Source organism: Sphingosinicella xenopeptidilytica, from assembly GCF_042676985.1.
Classification (GTDB): domain Bacteria; phylum Pseudomonadota; class Alphaproteobacteria; order Sphingomonadales; family Sphingomonadaceae; genus Sphingosinicella; species Sphingosinicella xenopeptidilytica.
Genome location: NZ_JBHTIK010000012.1, coordinates 105,084 through 119,469 on the forward strand (window position 1 = coordinate 105,084; position 14,386 = coordinate 119,469).

A 14,386-nucleotide genomic window follows, 5' to 3' on the forward strand; every position below is an offset into this window, starting at 1 on the left:
TCAGCCAAGCGTCAGCGGAGACGTGATAGCGACCGGACATGCGTATGACTCCATTTCCATCCTTGCGCCTCCGCCGGGCTTTGCCGGTTGCGCTCGCGGCCGTGGCGGTGCTGACCATCGCGGGCGGCGCCCCGGCAAAGGACAAACAGGTCAAGAAGGCGGAAGCGGCGACTTCGATCCGCGCCGCCGTCGAGCGCGGCGATATTCTGCCGCTGCCCCGTATTCTCGCGCTTGCACAGGCGCGCGTAAAAGGGGAAGTGCTGAAGATCGAACTCGAGCAGGACGACGGCGTGCTCAGCTATGAGGTCAAGATTCTGACCAAGAAGGGTCGTGTGCGCGAAGTCGAACTCGATGCCCGCACGGGCGCGCTCATCAAGATCGAGGATGATTGATGCGCCTGCTGGTGGTGGAGGACGATCCCGATGTGGGGGACGACCTCGTCCGCGCGCTGGGTGAAGCGGGCTTCGTCGTCGATCTTGCCGTGACCGGCGACGATGCGTGGTATCGCGGCGATACCGAGAACTATGCCGCCGTCATCCTCGACCTCGGCCTGCCGCGCCTCGACGGGCTCAGCGTCCTCAGGCGCTGGCGGAGTGCGGGGCGCAATTTCCCCGTGCTGATCCTCACCGCGCGCAGCGAATGGACCGAGAAGGTCGAGGGCATCGATGCCGGTGCCGACGATTATCTCGCGAAGCCCTTCGCGATGGGCGAACTGGTGGCGCGGGTACGGGCGCTGCTGCGCCGTGCGGCCGGGCATGGGTCGCCGCTGATCCGTGTCGGGCGCCTGACGCTCGATACCAGCCGTATGTCCGCGCATGTCGACGCGCGCGCGATCCGGCTGTCGCCGCTCGAATACCGCTTCCTCGAATTCCTCGCGCACCAGCAGGGCAGCGTCGCTGCCGCGCACGACATTGCAGAGCATCTCTACGGCACCGCCGATTCGGGCGACACCAACGCCATCGAGGCGCTCGTCACCCGGCTGCGCCGCAAGACCGGGCCGGGCATCGTCGAGACGCGGCGCGGCTTCGGCTACTTCCTCTCGGAGGAGAGCTGATGGCGCTGCGTTCGCTGCGGCTTCGGCTGCTGGCGAGCGCCGCCGCCGCGATTTTCCTTGCGCTCGCGCTTGCGGGCTTCGGGCTCAACTTCCTGTTCGAGCGCCATATCGAACGCCGCGAGGCGCTGTCGATGGAGGCGAAGGCAAGGGAACTGCTCGGCGCGCTGAGGCTCGATGGGAGCGGCAAGCCATTCGTTGATACGCTGCCCTCCGACAACCGCTTCAATGAACCTGCGGGGGGGCTTTACTGGCAGGTCACGACGGCGGCCGGGCAGGAGCATTCGCCTTCGCTCTGGGACCAGTCGCTTCCCGCTGCAATGGAAACGCCCCGTGATCACTGGCGCGTGCGGCGCATACCGGGACCGTTCGAGCAGGGATTGCTGGTGATCGAGCGGATGGTGCGGCCCGACCAGAGCGGCCGCCCGGTTCTGGTGCAGGTGGCGACCGACGACGGCGCGCTCCTCGACGCGCAGCGCGAATTCGGCCGGGAAATGATCGGCTCGCTTGTGCTGCTGTGGCTGGTGCTGATCGGCGCCGCCTACGGCCAGGTGGTGCTGGGGCTGAAGCCGCTGGCGCGCATCCGCGACGAGCTCGACCGGATGCGGCGCAATCCGGGCGCGCGGCTATCGGCGGACCATCCGACCGAAATCGATCCACTGGCGAACGCGATCAATTCGCTCGCCGATGCGCGGGCGGGAGATGTCGATCGTGCGCGCCGCCGCGCTGCCGATCTCGCGCACAGCCTGAAGACGCCGCTTGCCGCGCTCGCCGCGCAGAGCCGCCGCGCGCGTGAGGCGGGAGCGCATGAAGCGGCGGACGGGCTCGACCGCGCCATCGCGGCGGCGGGTGCGGCGCTGGAGGCGGAACTCGCGCGCTCGCGATCGGCGGTGGCGCGCGAGGCGCAGGCGTCCGAACGTGCGAACGTGCTCGACGCGGCGGAAGCCGTCGCCGCCGTCATCGAGCGCACCGAGGCGGGCGAGCGCATCGTGTTCGAGATCGACGTGCCGGAGGATCTGGAATTGCCGTTCGCGGCTTCGGATCTTGCCGAAATCCTCGGCGCGCTGATGGAGAATGCCGCGCGTTTCGCCCGGCGGCGGGTGGCTGTCTCCGGCGTTGTCGCGGGTGACGAGGTTCGGATCAGCGTCGGGGACGATGGCCCCGGCATCGCCGATGCGCGCGCGGCGACGGCGCTGGTGCGCGGCGGGCGTCTCGACGAGGCCGGGCCGGGCCACGGTTTCGGGCTTGCCATCGTCAGCGATCTGGTGAGCGCGACGGACGGCACCATGGCGCTCGGCACCGGCCCGCTCGGCGGCCTTGAAGTCCGCCTCGCGTGGCCGGTGCTTGCTGCATCCTAGAAGTTGACGAGGAAGTTCAGGCGCAGGCGGTTCTGCCAATCGACTGGGCCGATGACGCCGTCCTTCTGCCGGTAGTGGTAGTAGGTGGCGTTGAGCACGAGGTTGTGCTTCGGCACGAAATCGATCGCGAGCGTGTGCTGCATGTAGTTCGTGCCGATGTTGGTGTTGTCCTGGCTGAACGCCGCCAGCACCGCGTCCGTCTCCGCCTCGGCGTAGCCGTAGGTGAAGCGCCAGTCGCCGGGCTTGCTCGCGCGGCCGACGAGGAGGTCGACGCCGAAGCCGGTGTCGGCATCGGTCGCCGCGCCGTAGTTGTGCACATAATCGCCGACGATGCGCACCGGCCACTTCTCGCCGAGGCCGTTCCAGGTGAGCGCGGCGATCACGTCGAGCAGGTTGAAGTCGGAGAGATAGCGCCCGCCCGCGAACAGGTTTGAACGGAAGTCGCCCGCGTCACCGCCTGCGAGGCTGCGGAGCGAGTAGTCGTAGTAACCGACCGCGAGTTCGGCCTGAATGGGCGCCGACGGCGTCTGCACCGAGAGCTGGCCGCCGATCATGCGGCTGTCCGGCCCTGCGACGGATTCGTCGACGAGGAAATAGAGCCCGCTCGCCTTCACCTTCACGCCGCCGAAATCGGCGCTGTACGCGGCGGACGCGCCCTGCGGGGAGACGTCGCCGTCCCACACAAGCTCGGTGCGCACGAACGGCTGCGGGATCTTGCCGAGGTGGACCTGAAGGTCGCCGGGGGTGAGGCGGATATAGGCCTGATCGAGGCTGACCTGGAGGTCGTCGTCGAAGTTCGACAGCGTCATGTCGGTGGAGTTGGGATCGTCCAGATCGCCCGTGGCGAGCTGGCCGCCGACGGTGAGCCAGTCGTTCACCGCATAGGCGGCACGCAGGCGCGCGCGGAGCACGCCACGATCACGGTCGCGCGCACCGGCGATGCCGAAGTTGGACTCGTAGCGCACGCGCATGTCGCCGGAGAGGCTGAGGCGCGAGGGCGCGCTGCTGACGGGCGCGGCGGTCGTGACGATGGCGCTCGGCGCAGGGGCGGGCGCAGCCGCGACGGCGACGGGCGTTTCGCGCTGCTTTGCGAGCGCGCCTTCAAGCTCGGCGATGCGCGCCTTCGCGCGCGTCTGTTCGGCGCGGAGTGCCTCGACGGCGGCCTTCAGCTCGGCGATGTCGTCGGCCGGAGCGGCCTGCGCGGACACGGGCGCCAGCGCGCTTCCAAGCAACAACGACGCGCAGACAGGCAGGCGCCATCCACGCAGAAAATGGAACGTGTACGTCATAAATTCCCCTTTTGGGTATGCAACCGGAGCGCCGGGGCCGGCACCGCACGCTGCCCATAGCAGCCCTTCGCTGGCATGTCGCTGACGCGCGTCGTCAGCGAAGTGTCAGATTCGTCGCAGGGGAAAGGGAAACGGCCTCAGTGCGGCGCGGGGACGTCTGCCGCCTTCACCTTCGCGCGGAAGGCGTGAAGCAGCGGCTCGGTGTAGCCGCTCGGCTGGGCCACGCCTTCGAACACCAGCGCGCGCGCCGCCTGATAGGCGAGGCTGGTGGCTTCGTTGCCGGACATTGGCCGGTAGAGCGGGTCGCCTGCGTTCTGCGCGTCCACTTTCGCGGCCATGCGCGCGAAGGCGGCGTCGACGTCCGCCGCCGTGCAGACGCCGTGCAGCAGCCAGTTCGCCATGTGCTGCGAGGAAATGCGCAGCGTTGCGCGGTCCTCCATCAGCCCGATGTCGTGAATGTCCGGAACCTTCGAGCAGCCGACGCCCTGATCGACCCAGCGCACGACGTAGCCGAGAATGCCCTGCGCGTTGTTGTCGAGCTCCTGCCCGATCTCTTCGGGGGACCAGTTGTGCCCGGCGGCGAGCGGGAGGGTGAGCAGCGCGCCGAGGCTGTCGATGCCCTCCGCGCGGCGCTCCGCCTGCCGTGCGAACACATCGACGGCGTGATAGTGCGTCGCGTGCAGCGTGGCGGCGGTGGGCGAGGGCACCCACGCGGTGTTCGCGCCCGTCTTGGGGTGGCCGATCTTCTGCTCCAGCATGTCCGCCATCCGGTCCGGCGCCGCCCACATGCCCTTGCCGATCTGCGCGCGGCCGGAAAGCCCGCAGGCGAGGCCGATCTGCACGTTGCGGTTCTCGTAGGCGGTGATCCACGCGGAGGTCTTCATGTCGCCCTTGCGGATCATTGCGCCCGCGCGCATCGAGGTGTGAATCTCGTCGCCCGTGCGGTCGAGGAAGCCGGTGTTGATGAAAACGATGCGGTTCTTCACCGCCGCGATGCACACCGCGAGGTTCGCGGACGTGCGCCGCTCCTCGTCCATCACGCCCACCTTGATCGTGTAGCGCGCAAGGCCGAGCAGATCCTCGATCGCGTCGAACAGGCGGTTCGTGAACGCGGCCTCATCAGGCCCGTGCATCTTCGGCTTCACGATATAGATCGAACCCGAGCGGCTGTTCACGAAACGGCCCTGACGCTTCAGGTCGTGAACGGCGATGAGACTGGTGACGATGCCGTCGAGAATGCCCTCGGGCGCTTCCGATCCGCCCGGCAGACGCACGGCGGGCGTCGTCATCAGGTGGCCGACGTTGCGCACGAAGAGGAGGCTGCGGCCGGGGAGCGTGAACGCCGTGCCGTCCGGCGCGGTGTAGCTGCGATCGGCATTCAGGCGGCGCGTCATCGGCTTGCCGCCCTTCTCGAACGTGTCCTCAAGATCGCCCTTCATCAGGCCGAGCCAGTTCGCATAGGCGGCGACCTTGTCCTCCGCGTCCACGGCGGCGACCGAGTCTTCGAGGTCGACGATCGTGGAGAGCGCGGATTCGAGAACGACATCGGCGAGGCCCGCCGGATCGTCCTTGCCGATCGGGTGCGCGCGATCGATCACGAGTTCGATGTGGATGCCGTTGTGGCGGAGCAGCAGATTGTCGCCTGCGCGGCCGACGAGCTGCGCCGGATCGGCAAGCGCGGGCGTGCCGCCCGTCCAGCCCGTCCACGATCCGCTCGCGAGTGGCACCGCGCGATCGAGGAACGCCTTCGCCCACGCGATCACCTCCGCGCCGCGCACGGGGTCATAACCCTTCCCTGCGGCGGCGCCCGGAATCGCATCGGTGCCGTAGAGCGCGTCATAAAGGCTGCCCCAGCGCGCGTTGGCGGCGTTGAGCACGAAGCGCGCGTTCAGGATGGGCACGACGAGCTGCGGCCCGGCGAGCGTCGCAAGCTCGGCATCGACGTTTTCGGTGGTGACAGTGAACGGCGCGGGCTCCGGCACCAGATAGCCGATCTCGCGCAGGAACGCCTGATACTCGGCGGCGTCCAGCGGCTTTCCGGCGCGCGCCGTGTGCCACGCGTCGATGCGCGCCTGAAGATCGTCGCGGGTCTTGAGGAGCGCGGCATTCTCGGGCGCGAAGCGGGCGTAGATGTCGGCAACGCCCGCCCAGAAGGCATCGGCCTCTACGCCCGTGCCGGGCAGCGCCCTGTCTTCGATGAAGCGGACGAGTTCGTCCGCGATCTGGAGGCCGTTCTTCTCGATCATGTCGGTCATTGTCATTTCCCCTGTCAGGCGTTCTGCGCCTTGAGTTTCGCCGCTGCTATTCCTGCCAGCGCGCAAAGCTCGTCGTTGTCCGAAGTGTCGCCGGTGACGCCGACGGCACCGATGGCCCGCCCTGCCTCGTCGACGACGATCACGCCGCCCGCCGCCGGAATGAGGCCGGCGGGTGCAATCGTTCCGAGAGACGCGACGAAGCTCGGGCGCTCTGCGGCCATTTCGCCGATCCTGCGGCTGGATAGGCCAAGCGCGAGCGCGCCGGCCGCCTTGCCGGTGGCGATCTGCGCACGAAGTGTGGAGCTGCCGTCCTGCCGTTCGAAGGCGATCAAATGGCTCCCGCTGTCCAGCACGGCGACGCTGAGCGGCTTCAGCCCGAGCTGCCCGCCGTGCGCAAGCGCGGCGGCGATGATCGTTCTGGCCTGATCGAGGCTGATATAACCCATGGGTTCTCCAGATGGCGGCGGCAAACCGTTCATAGACGAGTGCGAACTCGTGCGGTAGACGAACGAAAATTAAAGCAGCTTTTCGTTTCAGGAATAAATCCGATGGATGCCGCCTGATGGACGCCGACTACGCGCTGTTCGCCAAGATCATCGAAAGCGGCAGCCTTTCGGCGGCGGGGCGTGCGGTGGGGCTTTCCCCCGCGATGGTTTCGAAGCGGCTGGCGCGGCTGGAAGTGCGGCTCGGCGCGGCGCTCGTCAACCGCACGACGCGGCGGCTCGCGCTCACCGAAACGGGCGAGCGTTTCCACCGCGACGTGCTGGCGATCCTGAAGGCGGTGGCAGAGGCGGAAGCACGCGTCGGCGGGGAGAAGGACGGCCCGGCGGGCCTGCTGCGCGTGTCGGCGCCCACCTCGTTCGGGCGGCTGCACATCGCGCCGCACCTGAAGCGGTTTCTGGATGCGTATCCGCGCATCACGCTCGATCTCGATCTTTCGGACGGGTTCGTGGACCTGATGGCGGACCGCATCGACGTCGCCGTACGGATCACGCCCACGGTCGGCGGCGGCGTGAGCGCACGGCGGCTGGCGACCAACCGCCGCATCCTCTGCGCGGCCCCCGCCTATATCGCCGAACACGGCGCGCCGGAGGATACGGTGGCGCTCGGCGATGGGCGGCGGCACCGGCTGCTCGCGGCGACCGGCCAGTTCCCGTGGCGGCTGACGGGTGCGGGCGTGAGCGCAGGCGCGCGCACGGTTTCCATCGACGGCACCAGCCGCGTGCGCACCAATTCGAGCGAGGTCGTCCGCGAGCTGTGCATCGCCGGGGTCGGCATCGCGCTGAGATCGCTATGGGACGTAAGCGCCGACCTCGCCGCCGGGCGGCTGGTGCGCATCCTGCCGGACTGCGAGGGATCGGCGGACGTCGGCATCTACGCCGTCTCGCCGCGCCGCAGCGAAATTGCGCCTGCGGCGCGCGCGTTCACGGAATTTCTTGAAGGGCTATATGGGCCTGTGCCGCCTTGGGAGGGATGAGGGATTGGGTTTCGAATCTGCGGCTCTTCAAGCATCACGCTTTGTAGCGGGCGAAGAGGTTAGCGAAATCCTCCGGCGCAACCTCTTTAAGTTGAGGTCCGCATCGTTCAAAGTACTGCGACCCATAAAGACTCGGATTTTCTTGCCCACATATTTGAAATACAAAAACTGTCTTGTCGTAATAACGAACACATTTTAAATGTGCGGTGATATATGAGCGCAGAGGCTCAGAGATATCGCTGTTACTTACACGATTGACCACATCTATAAAAAGATCATCTAAGCTCTTTTTCAAGAAATTTGCTTCGTGTTCAACGCCACCGATGTAAAATCGGCTATATATTCGCGGCTGTTCTCCGAATAGAATTTTTATTCGTTCAGCCGTTCCTTCATTTTCGGCGACGCCTACCAAAATGTACCCTTTGTGACCTGGGGAAATGTTGGCAATTCCAGCACAAGTCTTGAGTATTTTCGTGAATGAATCTTCATCAAATTTTGGACTATTTTCAAGCGTCAGAAAGCCTTGCTTGAAGTCGTATGCTGCCTGCTCAGTATAAGATTGCTGGAGGAGGTTTTCGAATTGTGTGACCCAATGAATCTGAGCAGGGTCAATGGTGCTCGAAGCCGTGAACGCTTTCTGAATGATACCGACGACTGAATCGACATTGCGCTGACGATTCTCTGCGCCCCATCGACCTCCCTCCTGAATGTTGAAGGTATCGCCGAAATTCTTGAGACCAGAAATTAGTGCCGAGTAATCTGAAATCTCATAGTTTTTCTTAACAACTAAATCGTGAAAGGCCAGAAAAACGACTTGGAAGTATCGAGGTGAAGGTGCTACGGGATTGCTAAAAATTAGCTGCGTGAAAGTTTGTCCGGAGGAATCCAAGGTCAGCTTAATCTGGTCTAGTGTACGCTGAAAATCATTCACAGCAAGTGACGGCGACCGTTTCTCGATCAACTGTTCGATCATCTTATAGCGATCAGATTCCTGCTCGTCAGGGCTTATGCCAAAATACTCGTCAAGGTATTCTGTGCGAGACGGTACCGGATCATCGTTTATCATATAGGCTAGCAAATCCGCGACCAGTTCCTCGTCACGACTTTGCCTAACGTTATCGCGCGATAATACACCATGCTTCACCCAAAAAACGTCCTCAATCGCGATGCCGTAATCAAGATCTTTATTGGTGATACTGATCGCCTGCATTTCGTTTAGACGAAGAATATCATTCGCTGAATCATCTCCTCTGACCTTGGCCGAAATGCGCCGAACCGCCGTAGCGAACGCCCCTGTTGACCCTGCTGATCGAAGTTCTTGCCTAGATAACTGACGACCACCAGAATTAATCCGACGGAAAACCGTATCCACAGCGTTATCGTCAGCAAATTCGTAAATCGAAAGTGGTAGAGGATATGACGCAATCCTTACGCATTGACCGCGTTCCATTATAGGTTCTCGTTGCGTCAATTCGCCTTTATCGAGCAGACTTTTTGAAACGGCAATAGCGTTCAGATCGAAATAATGTCCTTCCACGCTATACTTATTAGATATAAATGAAACGATAGCATCTAACCGTTGCATTCCATCAATTATTTCTAGGAAATTATCCTCACGGCGTGCTGTCTCTGCTAACAAAACGATTGGAACAGGGAAGCCGCGTATAATGGAATCAATAAAATTCTACTTTTCTTCCATCGTCCATATCAGCTTGCGCTGATAGCGGCGGTTGACAACGTAGCGACGGTCAACGAAATTACCGTAGACGCGCTCTAGAGCTTCGCCCTTCACATTCACATCCGGTGCAGCACTTGCCATTTGTACCCCCAATTGCAGATTTATACTTCCGGAGCACTAATTTATAGGTCGAGAACTATTACCTTGAGAGCTGCTTTTGCAAGCTAAAGGTTTCTAGTGATCTAAAAAGAGTTGATGATTGGCTCTCCCCTCATAACCCCTCAAACCGGCACCGCCGTCTTGTAAACGATCGGCCGTAGCGCAAAGCTCGTCGTCACCTGCGCCACGCCCTCGATGCGCGTGAGTCTCCGCAGCACGTCCTCGAAATCCGAGAGTGAGGGGACGAGGACGCGGAGCTGGTAGTCGGCTTCGCCGGTCATCAGGTAGCATTCCATCACCTCCGGGAAGGCGGCGACGGCGGTTTCGAAGATGTCGAGGTGCTTTTCGTCCTGCTGGTTGAGGCGCACGCGCACGAAGGCGCTGATCGTGAGGCCGACCTGATCGGGGCTGACCAGCGCGACATAGCCGGTGATGATGCCGTCCGCCTCCAGCTGGCGCACGCGGCGGAGGCACGGGCTCGGCGACAGGCCGACCTTCTCGGAAAGCTCCTGATTGGTGATGCGGCCGTCCGCCTGCAGGCACTCAAGGATTTTGACATCGAGCGCGTCGAGCGGCTGGGTTGGCATAAAATTGCTTCCTGAAGGTTTCAGGTAATCGTTTCTGCCAAAACGCCTGCTCTGTCGAGCCTATTTCGCAAGGACCGCGCGCGGGCGGGCGTTCTATATGGACGGCTCGCACAAGCGCGGAGCAGACAGATGGCAGTGACGGTTTCCAGTCCCGATACGGTGAGCACGCTCGAAGACCTCGAGGCGCGGCTGCGCTGGCTTGCCGCGTGGACGATCCACAACGCCAATCACATCCGCGAGAACGTGGACGGGGTGAAGGTCGGCGGGCATCAGGCGAGCTGCGCCTCGATGAGCGCGATCATGGCGGCGCTCTATTTCCATGCGCTGGGGCCGAACGACCGCGTGGCGGTGAAGCCGCACGCGGGGCCGCTGCTGCACGCGATCCACTACATGCTGGGGAATGAGAGCCTCGATAAATTGAAGGCGTTCCGGGGGCTGGGCGGCGTGCAGTCCTACCCATCGCGCACGAAGGACGTGATCCCGGTGGATTTCTCGACGGGTTCGGTGGGGCTCGGTGTGGCGATCACGGCGTTCGCCAGCCTCGTGCAGGACTACATGGTCGCGCACGGGCTGATGGCGGACGCCGATACCGGCCGCATGATCGCGCTGATGGGCGACGCGGAACTCGACGAGGGCAATATCTACGAGTGCCTGATCGAGGCCTACAAGCACGACATCCGCAACTGCTGGTGGATCGTGGACTACAATCGGCAGTCGCTGGATGCGACCACCGCGGACCGGATGTTCCGCCGCTTCGACGACATCTTCGAAACCTGCGGCTGGCGCGTCGTGACGCTGAAGCACGGGCGGCACCAGCGCGCGGCGTTCAAGGAACAGGGCGGGCAGGCGCTCGCCGACTGGATCGACAATTGCCCGAACGCGGAATACGCGGCGCTCACCTATCAGGGCGGCGCGGCGTGGCGCGCGCGGCTGGAGACGGACATCGGCGGCGTGCGCGGGGTGAAGGCGCTGCTCGGCAAGCGCGACGATGCGGCGCTCGCCGAGCTGATGACCAACCTTGGCGGGCATTGCCTCGAATCGCTGACGGAGGCGTTCGAGGGCGCGAAGGATGATCGACCGACATTGTTCATCGCCTACACGATCAAGGGCTTCGGCCTGCCGCTCGCCGGGCACAAGGACAATCACGCCGGGCTGATGACGCCGGGGCAGGTGAGCGAGCTGCGCACCGGCCTCGGCATCGCGGAAGGCGAGGAGTGGGAGCCGTGGGCGGGGCTCGGCAGCAATGCCGCTGCCGCCGCAAAGGCGATGGCGGAGGCCGCGCCGATCCGGCTGAAGAAAGAATACCGGCCGGTCGATTCGATTGACGTGCCGCCGCTGGAAGCGCCGCGCGACGCCGAGCAATCGACGCAGGCGGCGTTCGGCAAGATCCTGTTCGAGCTGGCGAAGTCCGGGCATCCGCTCGCCGCGCGGATCGTGACGACCTCGCCGGACGTGACGGTTTCCACGAACCTCGGCGGCTGGGTGAACCAGCGCGGGCTGTTCCGGCGGCAGGATCTCACCGACGTGTTCCAGAAGGCGAAGATTCCCTCGGCGCAGAAATGGTCGGGCGCGCCCGCCGGGCAGCACATCGAACTCGGCATCGCGGAGAACAACCTGTTCGTGATGCTCGCCGCGCTCGGCCTTGCGGGCGACATCTTCGGCGAGCAGCTGATGCCGGTCGGCACCGTGTACGATCCGTTTATCGCGCGCGGGCTCGATGCACTCAATTACGCCTGCTATCAGGACGCGCGCTTCATGCTGGTGGCGACGCCGTCGGGCGTCACGCTCGGGCCGGAGGGCGGTGCACACCAGTCGATCAACCCGCCGCTGATCGCGATGGGCCAGCCGGGCCTCACGCACTACGAACCCGCGTTCGCGGATGAACTCGCGCTGATGATGGAGCACGGCTTCCGCCACATGCAGGCGGCGGACGGCGGATCGATCTACCTGCGCCTCACCACGCGCAGCATCCTGCAGGCGTGGCGCGAGGACGATGCGTGGCAGGCGGATGCGCTGAAGGGCGCGTACTGGCTGCGCAAACCCGCTGAGGGCAGCGAGGCGGCGGTCGTCGCGATGGGCGCGGTGATGCCCGAGGCGATCGCGGCGTGGGAACTGCTGGAGGCGGACCTGCCGGGGCTCGGCCTCCTCGCCGTCACCTCGCCGACGCTGCTTCACCGCGACTGGAGCGCGGCGCGCGCCGCGCGCTGGCAGGGCCGGGCGCGGGAGACGTCGCACATCGAAACGCTGCTTGGCGCGCTGGCGCCCAGCGCGGGGCTGGTGACGGTGCTCGACGGGTCTCCGGCGGCGCTGTCGTGGCTCGGGGGTGTTCTCGGTCACCGTGTCAGCCCGCTCGGCACCGACCGCTTCGGGCAGACCGGCAACCTCCCCGATCTTTACCGCGCGTATCGCCTCGATGCCGATGCGATCGTGGAGGCTGCGGCGGAACTGTTCCTCTAGGCGGGATCGCTGATGCCGTGACGCCCGGTTTCGATGCGGCCCGCGAAGCGCTGCTCGAAGCCGGGGGCGGTGACGGTGAGATCGTACCAGCCCTGGCTATCCTTCGCGGGCCAGACGTGGCTGGCTTTCAGCGCCTCTGCGCGCGCGCCGTAATGCTCGCTGCGAACTTCCGCATTGCCGCGTGAGGTGAGTTTGAGCGCCGGGCCCTTGCGGTCGTAGCGTGCCGTCACGATGGGCGGCGTGTCGTTTTCGGCGAGCGAGCCCTTGATCGCGCGGACGAAGCCGTTGGGGCCGATCAGCCAGAGATCGAACGCGCCGTCCGGTTCCACTGCCCAGTCGCCCGAAAGGCGCTTGCCCGCTTCCACCGTGTAGCGGCGCGGGATGCGATCGAGGTTCAGCTTGTCGTAGACGTGGAACACCGCGCCCGCGGTGCCGGTGTTCACGAAATCGACGGTGACGGCGCGGCGCTTCGGATCGACGCGCATGTCGGCGTGGAGTTCGTAAGGTAGCGCGCGCGAGGGGCGGGTGCCCGCTTCCTGCCAGAGCGGTTGCGGGGTTTCCGGCGGCATGATCTTCGGGCGCTGCATGTGCGCGAGGACGATGCCAGAGGCGCCCGTCACCGGCGGCAGCGGCGGGAAGCTCGGGTCCGACGGCGCGGCGAAATCGAACGCCGAGGTGAGATCGCCGCTCACCGCGCGGTGCCACGGGCTGATCGCGGGGATGGTGACGCCGAAGCGCTTTTCGAGGAACTGGCCGATCGAGGTGTGGTCCATCACCTCGGATGAAACCCAGCCGCCGCGGCTCCACGGCGAGACGACGTACATCGGTACGCGCGGCCCCATCGCCCACGGGCGCACATTGCCGCTGACGTCGTCGGTGGGGTCGGTGTATTTGCCGGCGGTATCGTGGAAATAATGCCCGGCGATCGGCATCGTCGTCTTACCGCAGAGATTGCCTTCGCGATCGTAAGAGGGCGGCGCGGCGGGCGGCAGGTGATCGAACTGGCCGTCGTTTTCGTCGAAGGTGAGGAAGAAGGCGGTCTTCGCCCACACATCGGGATTGGCGGTCAGCGCATCGAGAACCATCGCGGTGAATTCGGCGCCTTGCAGCGGCGTCGATGCGCTCGGATGCTCCGACCATTCCTTGGGCGGCAACACCCATGAGACGGAGGGAAGCGTGCCGGCCTTCACATCGTCCGCAAGCTGGAGCAGCGTGTATTCGCTCATGCCGCGCTTATAGAGTTCCGAACCCGGCTTCGCGTCGCGGAAGCTCTGCGAGCCGAGGCAGCCATGCATCGCGCCGGTCCAGTTGTCGTTCGGATCCTGATAGATGCGCCAGTCGATGCCCGCCGCTTGCAGCACGTCGGGGATCGTCGGCCACGTCAGCGCATTGCCCTGATAGGTGTAGCCGGGCGAGGGCAGCGCGCCCTTCACCCAGCAGCGCAGATTGTTCGGCTCCGAATTCACATCGGTGCAATTCTCGCCTTTCGCGACCGCCGCGGGATCGAAATTCGATCCGGTCCAGAACACGATGCGGTTGGGATCGGTGCCGGAGGTGACCGAGCAGTGATAGGCGTCGCAGATCGTGAAATTCTCCGCGAGCGCGAACTGGAAAGGAACATCCTCGCGCCGGTAATAACCCATCGAATAGGGGTTCTTGTAGCGCGGCCATTCGCCGAAGCGCCCCTGGCTCCACGCGGCCTGCGCGTCCGAGAAACTGTGCGGCGTGCCGGGTACCTTGAGCGCGTCGGTGGTTTTGGTGTCGAGATGATAGGGCGGCAGTTCGCGTTTGCCGTCCGATTGCTGCCAGACGGTGCGGTCGCCGCGCATCGGGATCGGGTGGCGGTCGCCGAAGCCGCGCACGCCGCGCATCGTTCCGAAATAATGATCGAACGAGCGATTTTCTTGCATCAGAATGATGATGTGCTTCACGTCCTCGATCGTGCCCGTGACGCGCGCGGGAGCGATCGCCATGGCGCGTGCGATGCTGGCCGGAAACGCGGAGAGCGCGGCACCGGCTGCGGCGGTGCGGAGGAAATTCCGGCGGCTGGTGTCGGTCATCGTGCGCCTTTCATT

Annotated in this window: 12 protein-coding genes; 5 read left to right on the top strand and 7 right to left on the bottom strand. The window is 64.7% G+C overall.

Annotation, left to right across the window (positions count from 1 at the left end; translation table 11 throughout):
* Nucleotides 1-101 precede the first annotated feature (101 nt).
* From ACFQ00_RS16070 to ACFQ00_RS16080, 3 genes are read left to right on the top strand one after another with little or no spacing between them, the layout of a single operon-like run.
* Nucleotides 102-392 (top strand): PepSY domain-containing protein, encoded by a 291-nt coding sequence (locus ACFQ00_RS16070; protein ID WP_381493063.1) that lies wholly within the window; start codon nucleotides 102-104, stop codon nucleotides 390-392.
* Complete coding sequence (locus tag ACFQ00_RS16075; RefSeq protein WP_381493066.1) at nucleotides 392-1,054, top strand: response regulator transcription factor; 663 nt, start codon at nucleotides 392-394, stop codon at nucleotides 1,052-1,054. Before ACFQ00_RS16070 ends, ACFQ00_RS16075 begins: the two co-directional genes overlap by 1 nt.
* Nucleotides 1,054-2,409: an ATP-binding protein gene (locus ACFQ00_RS16080; protein WP_381493068.1), complete on the top strand. Its 1,356-nt coding sequence runs from the start codon at nucleotides 1,054-1,056 to the stop codon at nucleotides 2,407-2,409. The genes ACFQ00_RS16075 and ACFQ00_RS16080 overlap by 1 nt, the downstream gene beginning before the upstream one ends.
* Here the strand turns inward: ACFQ00_RS16080 and ACFQ00_RS16085 are convergent.
* From ACFQ00_RS16085 to ACFQ00_RS16095, 3 genes are all read right to left on the bottom strand, one after another.
* Nucleotides 2,406-3,698, bottom strand: a complete 1,293-nt coding sequence (locus ACFQ00_RS16085) for a putative porin (protein ID WP_381493071.1) — start codon at nucleotides 3,696-3,698, stop codon at nucleotides 2,406-2,408. The genes ACFQ00_RS16080 and ACFQ00_RS16085 overlap by 4 nt on opposite strands.
* Before the next feature lie 137 nt (nucleotides 3,699-3,835).
* Nucleotides 3,836-5,953, bottom strand: coding sequence for a malate synthase G (locus ACFQ00_RS16090; RefSeq protein ID WP_381493074.1), 2,118 nt, complete (start codon nucleotides 5,951-5,953; stop codon nucleotides 3,836-3,838).
* Nucleotides 5,954-5,967: 14 nt separating this feature from the next.
* Nucleotides 5,968-6,399 (bottom strand): GlcG/HbpS family heme-binding protein, encoded by a 432-nt coding sequence (locus ACFQ00_RS16095; protein ID WP_381493077.1) that lies wholly within the window; start codon nucleotides 6,397-6,399, stop codon nucleotides 5,968-5,970.
* A 116-nt stretch (nucleotides 6,400-6,515) separates the two neighbouring features.
* On the opposite strand from ACFQ00_RS16095, the gene ACFQ00_RS16100 reads away from it, so the two are divergent.
* Nucleotides 6,516-7,430, top strand: coding sequence for a LysR family transcriptional regulator (locus ACFQ00_RS16100; RefSeq protein ID WP_381493080.1), 915 nt, complete (start codon nucleotides 6,516-6,518; stop codon nucleotides 7,428-7,430).
* A 34-nt stretch (nucleotides 7,431-7,464) separates the two neighbouring features.
* On the opposite strand, the gene ACFQ00_RS16105 is transcribed toward ACFQ00_RS16100, so the two are convergent.
* The 3 genes from ACFQ00_RS16105 to ACFQ00_RS16115 all read right to left on the bottom strand — a co-directional run bounded on the left by ACFQ00_RS16105 (nucleotide 7,465) and on the right by ACFQ00_RS16115 (nucleotide 9,854).
* Nucleotides 7,465-9,108 carry a DUF262 domain-containing protein gene (locus ACFQ00_RS16105; RefSeq protein ID WP_381493424.1) on the bottom strand — a complete coding sequence of 548 codons (1,644 nt, stop codon included), beginning with the start codon at nucleotides 9,106-9,108 and terminating at the stop codon, nucleotides 7,465-7,467.
* 6 nt (nucleotides 9,109-9,114) lie between these two features.
* Entirely contained in the window at nucleotides 9,115-9,249 is a 135-nt protein-coding gene (locus ACFQ00_RS16110; RefSeq protein WP_381493083.1) for a hypothetical protein, read from the bottom strand.
* A 140-nt stretch (nucleotides 9,250-9,389) separates the two neighbouring features.
* Nucleotides 9,390-9,854 carry an Lrp/AsnC family transcriptional regulator gene (locus tag ACFQ00_RS16115; RefSeq protein ID WP_381493085.1) on the bottom strand — a complete coding sequence of 155 codons (465 nt, stop codon included), beginning with the start codon at nucleotides 9,852-9,854 and terminating at the stop codon, nucleotides 9,390-9,392.
* A gap of 129 nt (nucleotides 9,855-9,983) precedes the next feature.
* On the opposite strand from ACFQ00_RS16115, the gene ACFQ00_RS16120 reads away from it, so the two are divergent.
* Entirely contained in the window at nucleotides 9,984-12,311 is a 2,328-nt protein-coding gene (locus tag ACFQ00_RS16120) for a transketolase (protein ID WP_381493088.1), read from the top strand.
* On the opposite strand, the gene ACFQ00_RS16125 is transcribed toward ACFQ00_RS16120, so the two are convergent.
* Nucleotides 12,308-14,371: a phosphocholine-specific phospholipase C gene (locus tag ACFQ00_RS16125; protein WP_381493091.1), complete on the bottom strand. Its 2,064-nt coding sequence runs from the start codon at nucleotides 14,369-14,371 to the stop codon at nucleotides 12,308-12,310. The genes ACFQ00_RS16120 and ACFQ00_RS16125 overlap by 4 nt on opposite strands.
* Nucleotides 14,372-14,386 lie beyond the last annotated feature (15 nt).

Excerpts from the sequence above, each read along its gene's own strand:
- ACFQ00_RS16115 (WP_381493085.1), bottom strand. The coding sequence starts at position 9,854 with ATGCCAACCCAGCCGCTCGACGCGCTCGATGTCAAAATCCTTGAGTGC.
- ACFQ00_RS16125 (WP_381493091.1), bottom strand. The coding sequence starts at position 14,371 with ATGACCGACACCAGCCGCCGGAATTTCCTCCGCACCGCCGCAGCCGGT.
- ACFQ00_RS16100 (WP_381493080.1), top strand. The coding sequence starts at position 6,516 with ATGGACGCCGACTACGCGCTGTTCGCCAAGATCATCGAAAGCGGCAGC.
- ACFQ00_RS16080 (WP_381493068.1), top strand. The coding sequence starts at position 1,054 with ATGGCGCTGCGTTCGCTGCGGCTTCGGCTGCTGGCGAGCGCCGCCGCC.
- ACFQ00_RS16095 (WP_381493077.1), bottom strand. The coding sequence starts at position 6,399 with ATGGGTTATATCAGCCTCGATCAGGCCAGAACGATCATCGCCGCCGCG.
- ACFQ00_RS16110 (WP_381493083.1), bottom strand. The coding sequence starts at position 9,249 with ATGGCAAGTGCTGCACCGGATGTGAATGTGAAGGGCGAAGCTCTAGAG.
- ACFQ00_RS16120 (WP_381493088.1), top strand. The coding sequence starts at position 9,984 with ATGGCAGTGACGGTTTCCAGTCCCGATACGGTGAGCACGCTCGAAGAC.
- ACFQ00_RS16075 (WP_381493066.1), top strand. The coding sequence starts at position 392 with ATGCGCCTGCTGGTGGTGGAGGACGATCCCGATGTGGGGGACGACCTC.
- ACFQ00_RS16085 (WP_381493071.1), bottom strand. The coding sequence starts at position 3,698 with ATGACGTACACGTTCCATTTTCTGCGTGGATGGCGCCTGCCTGTCTGC.
- ACFQ00_RS16090 (WP_381493074.1), bottom strand. The coding sequence starts at position 5,953 with ATGACCGACATGATCGAGAAGAACGGCCTCCAGATCGCGGACGAACTC.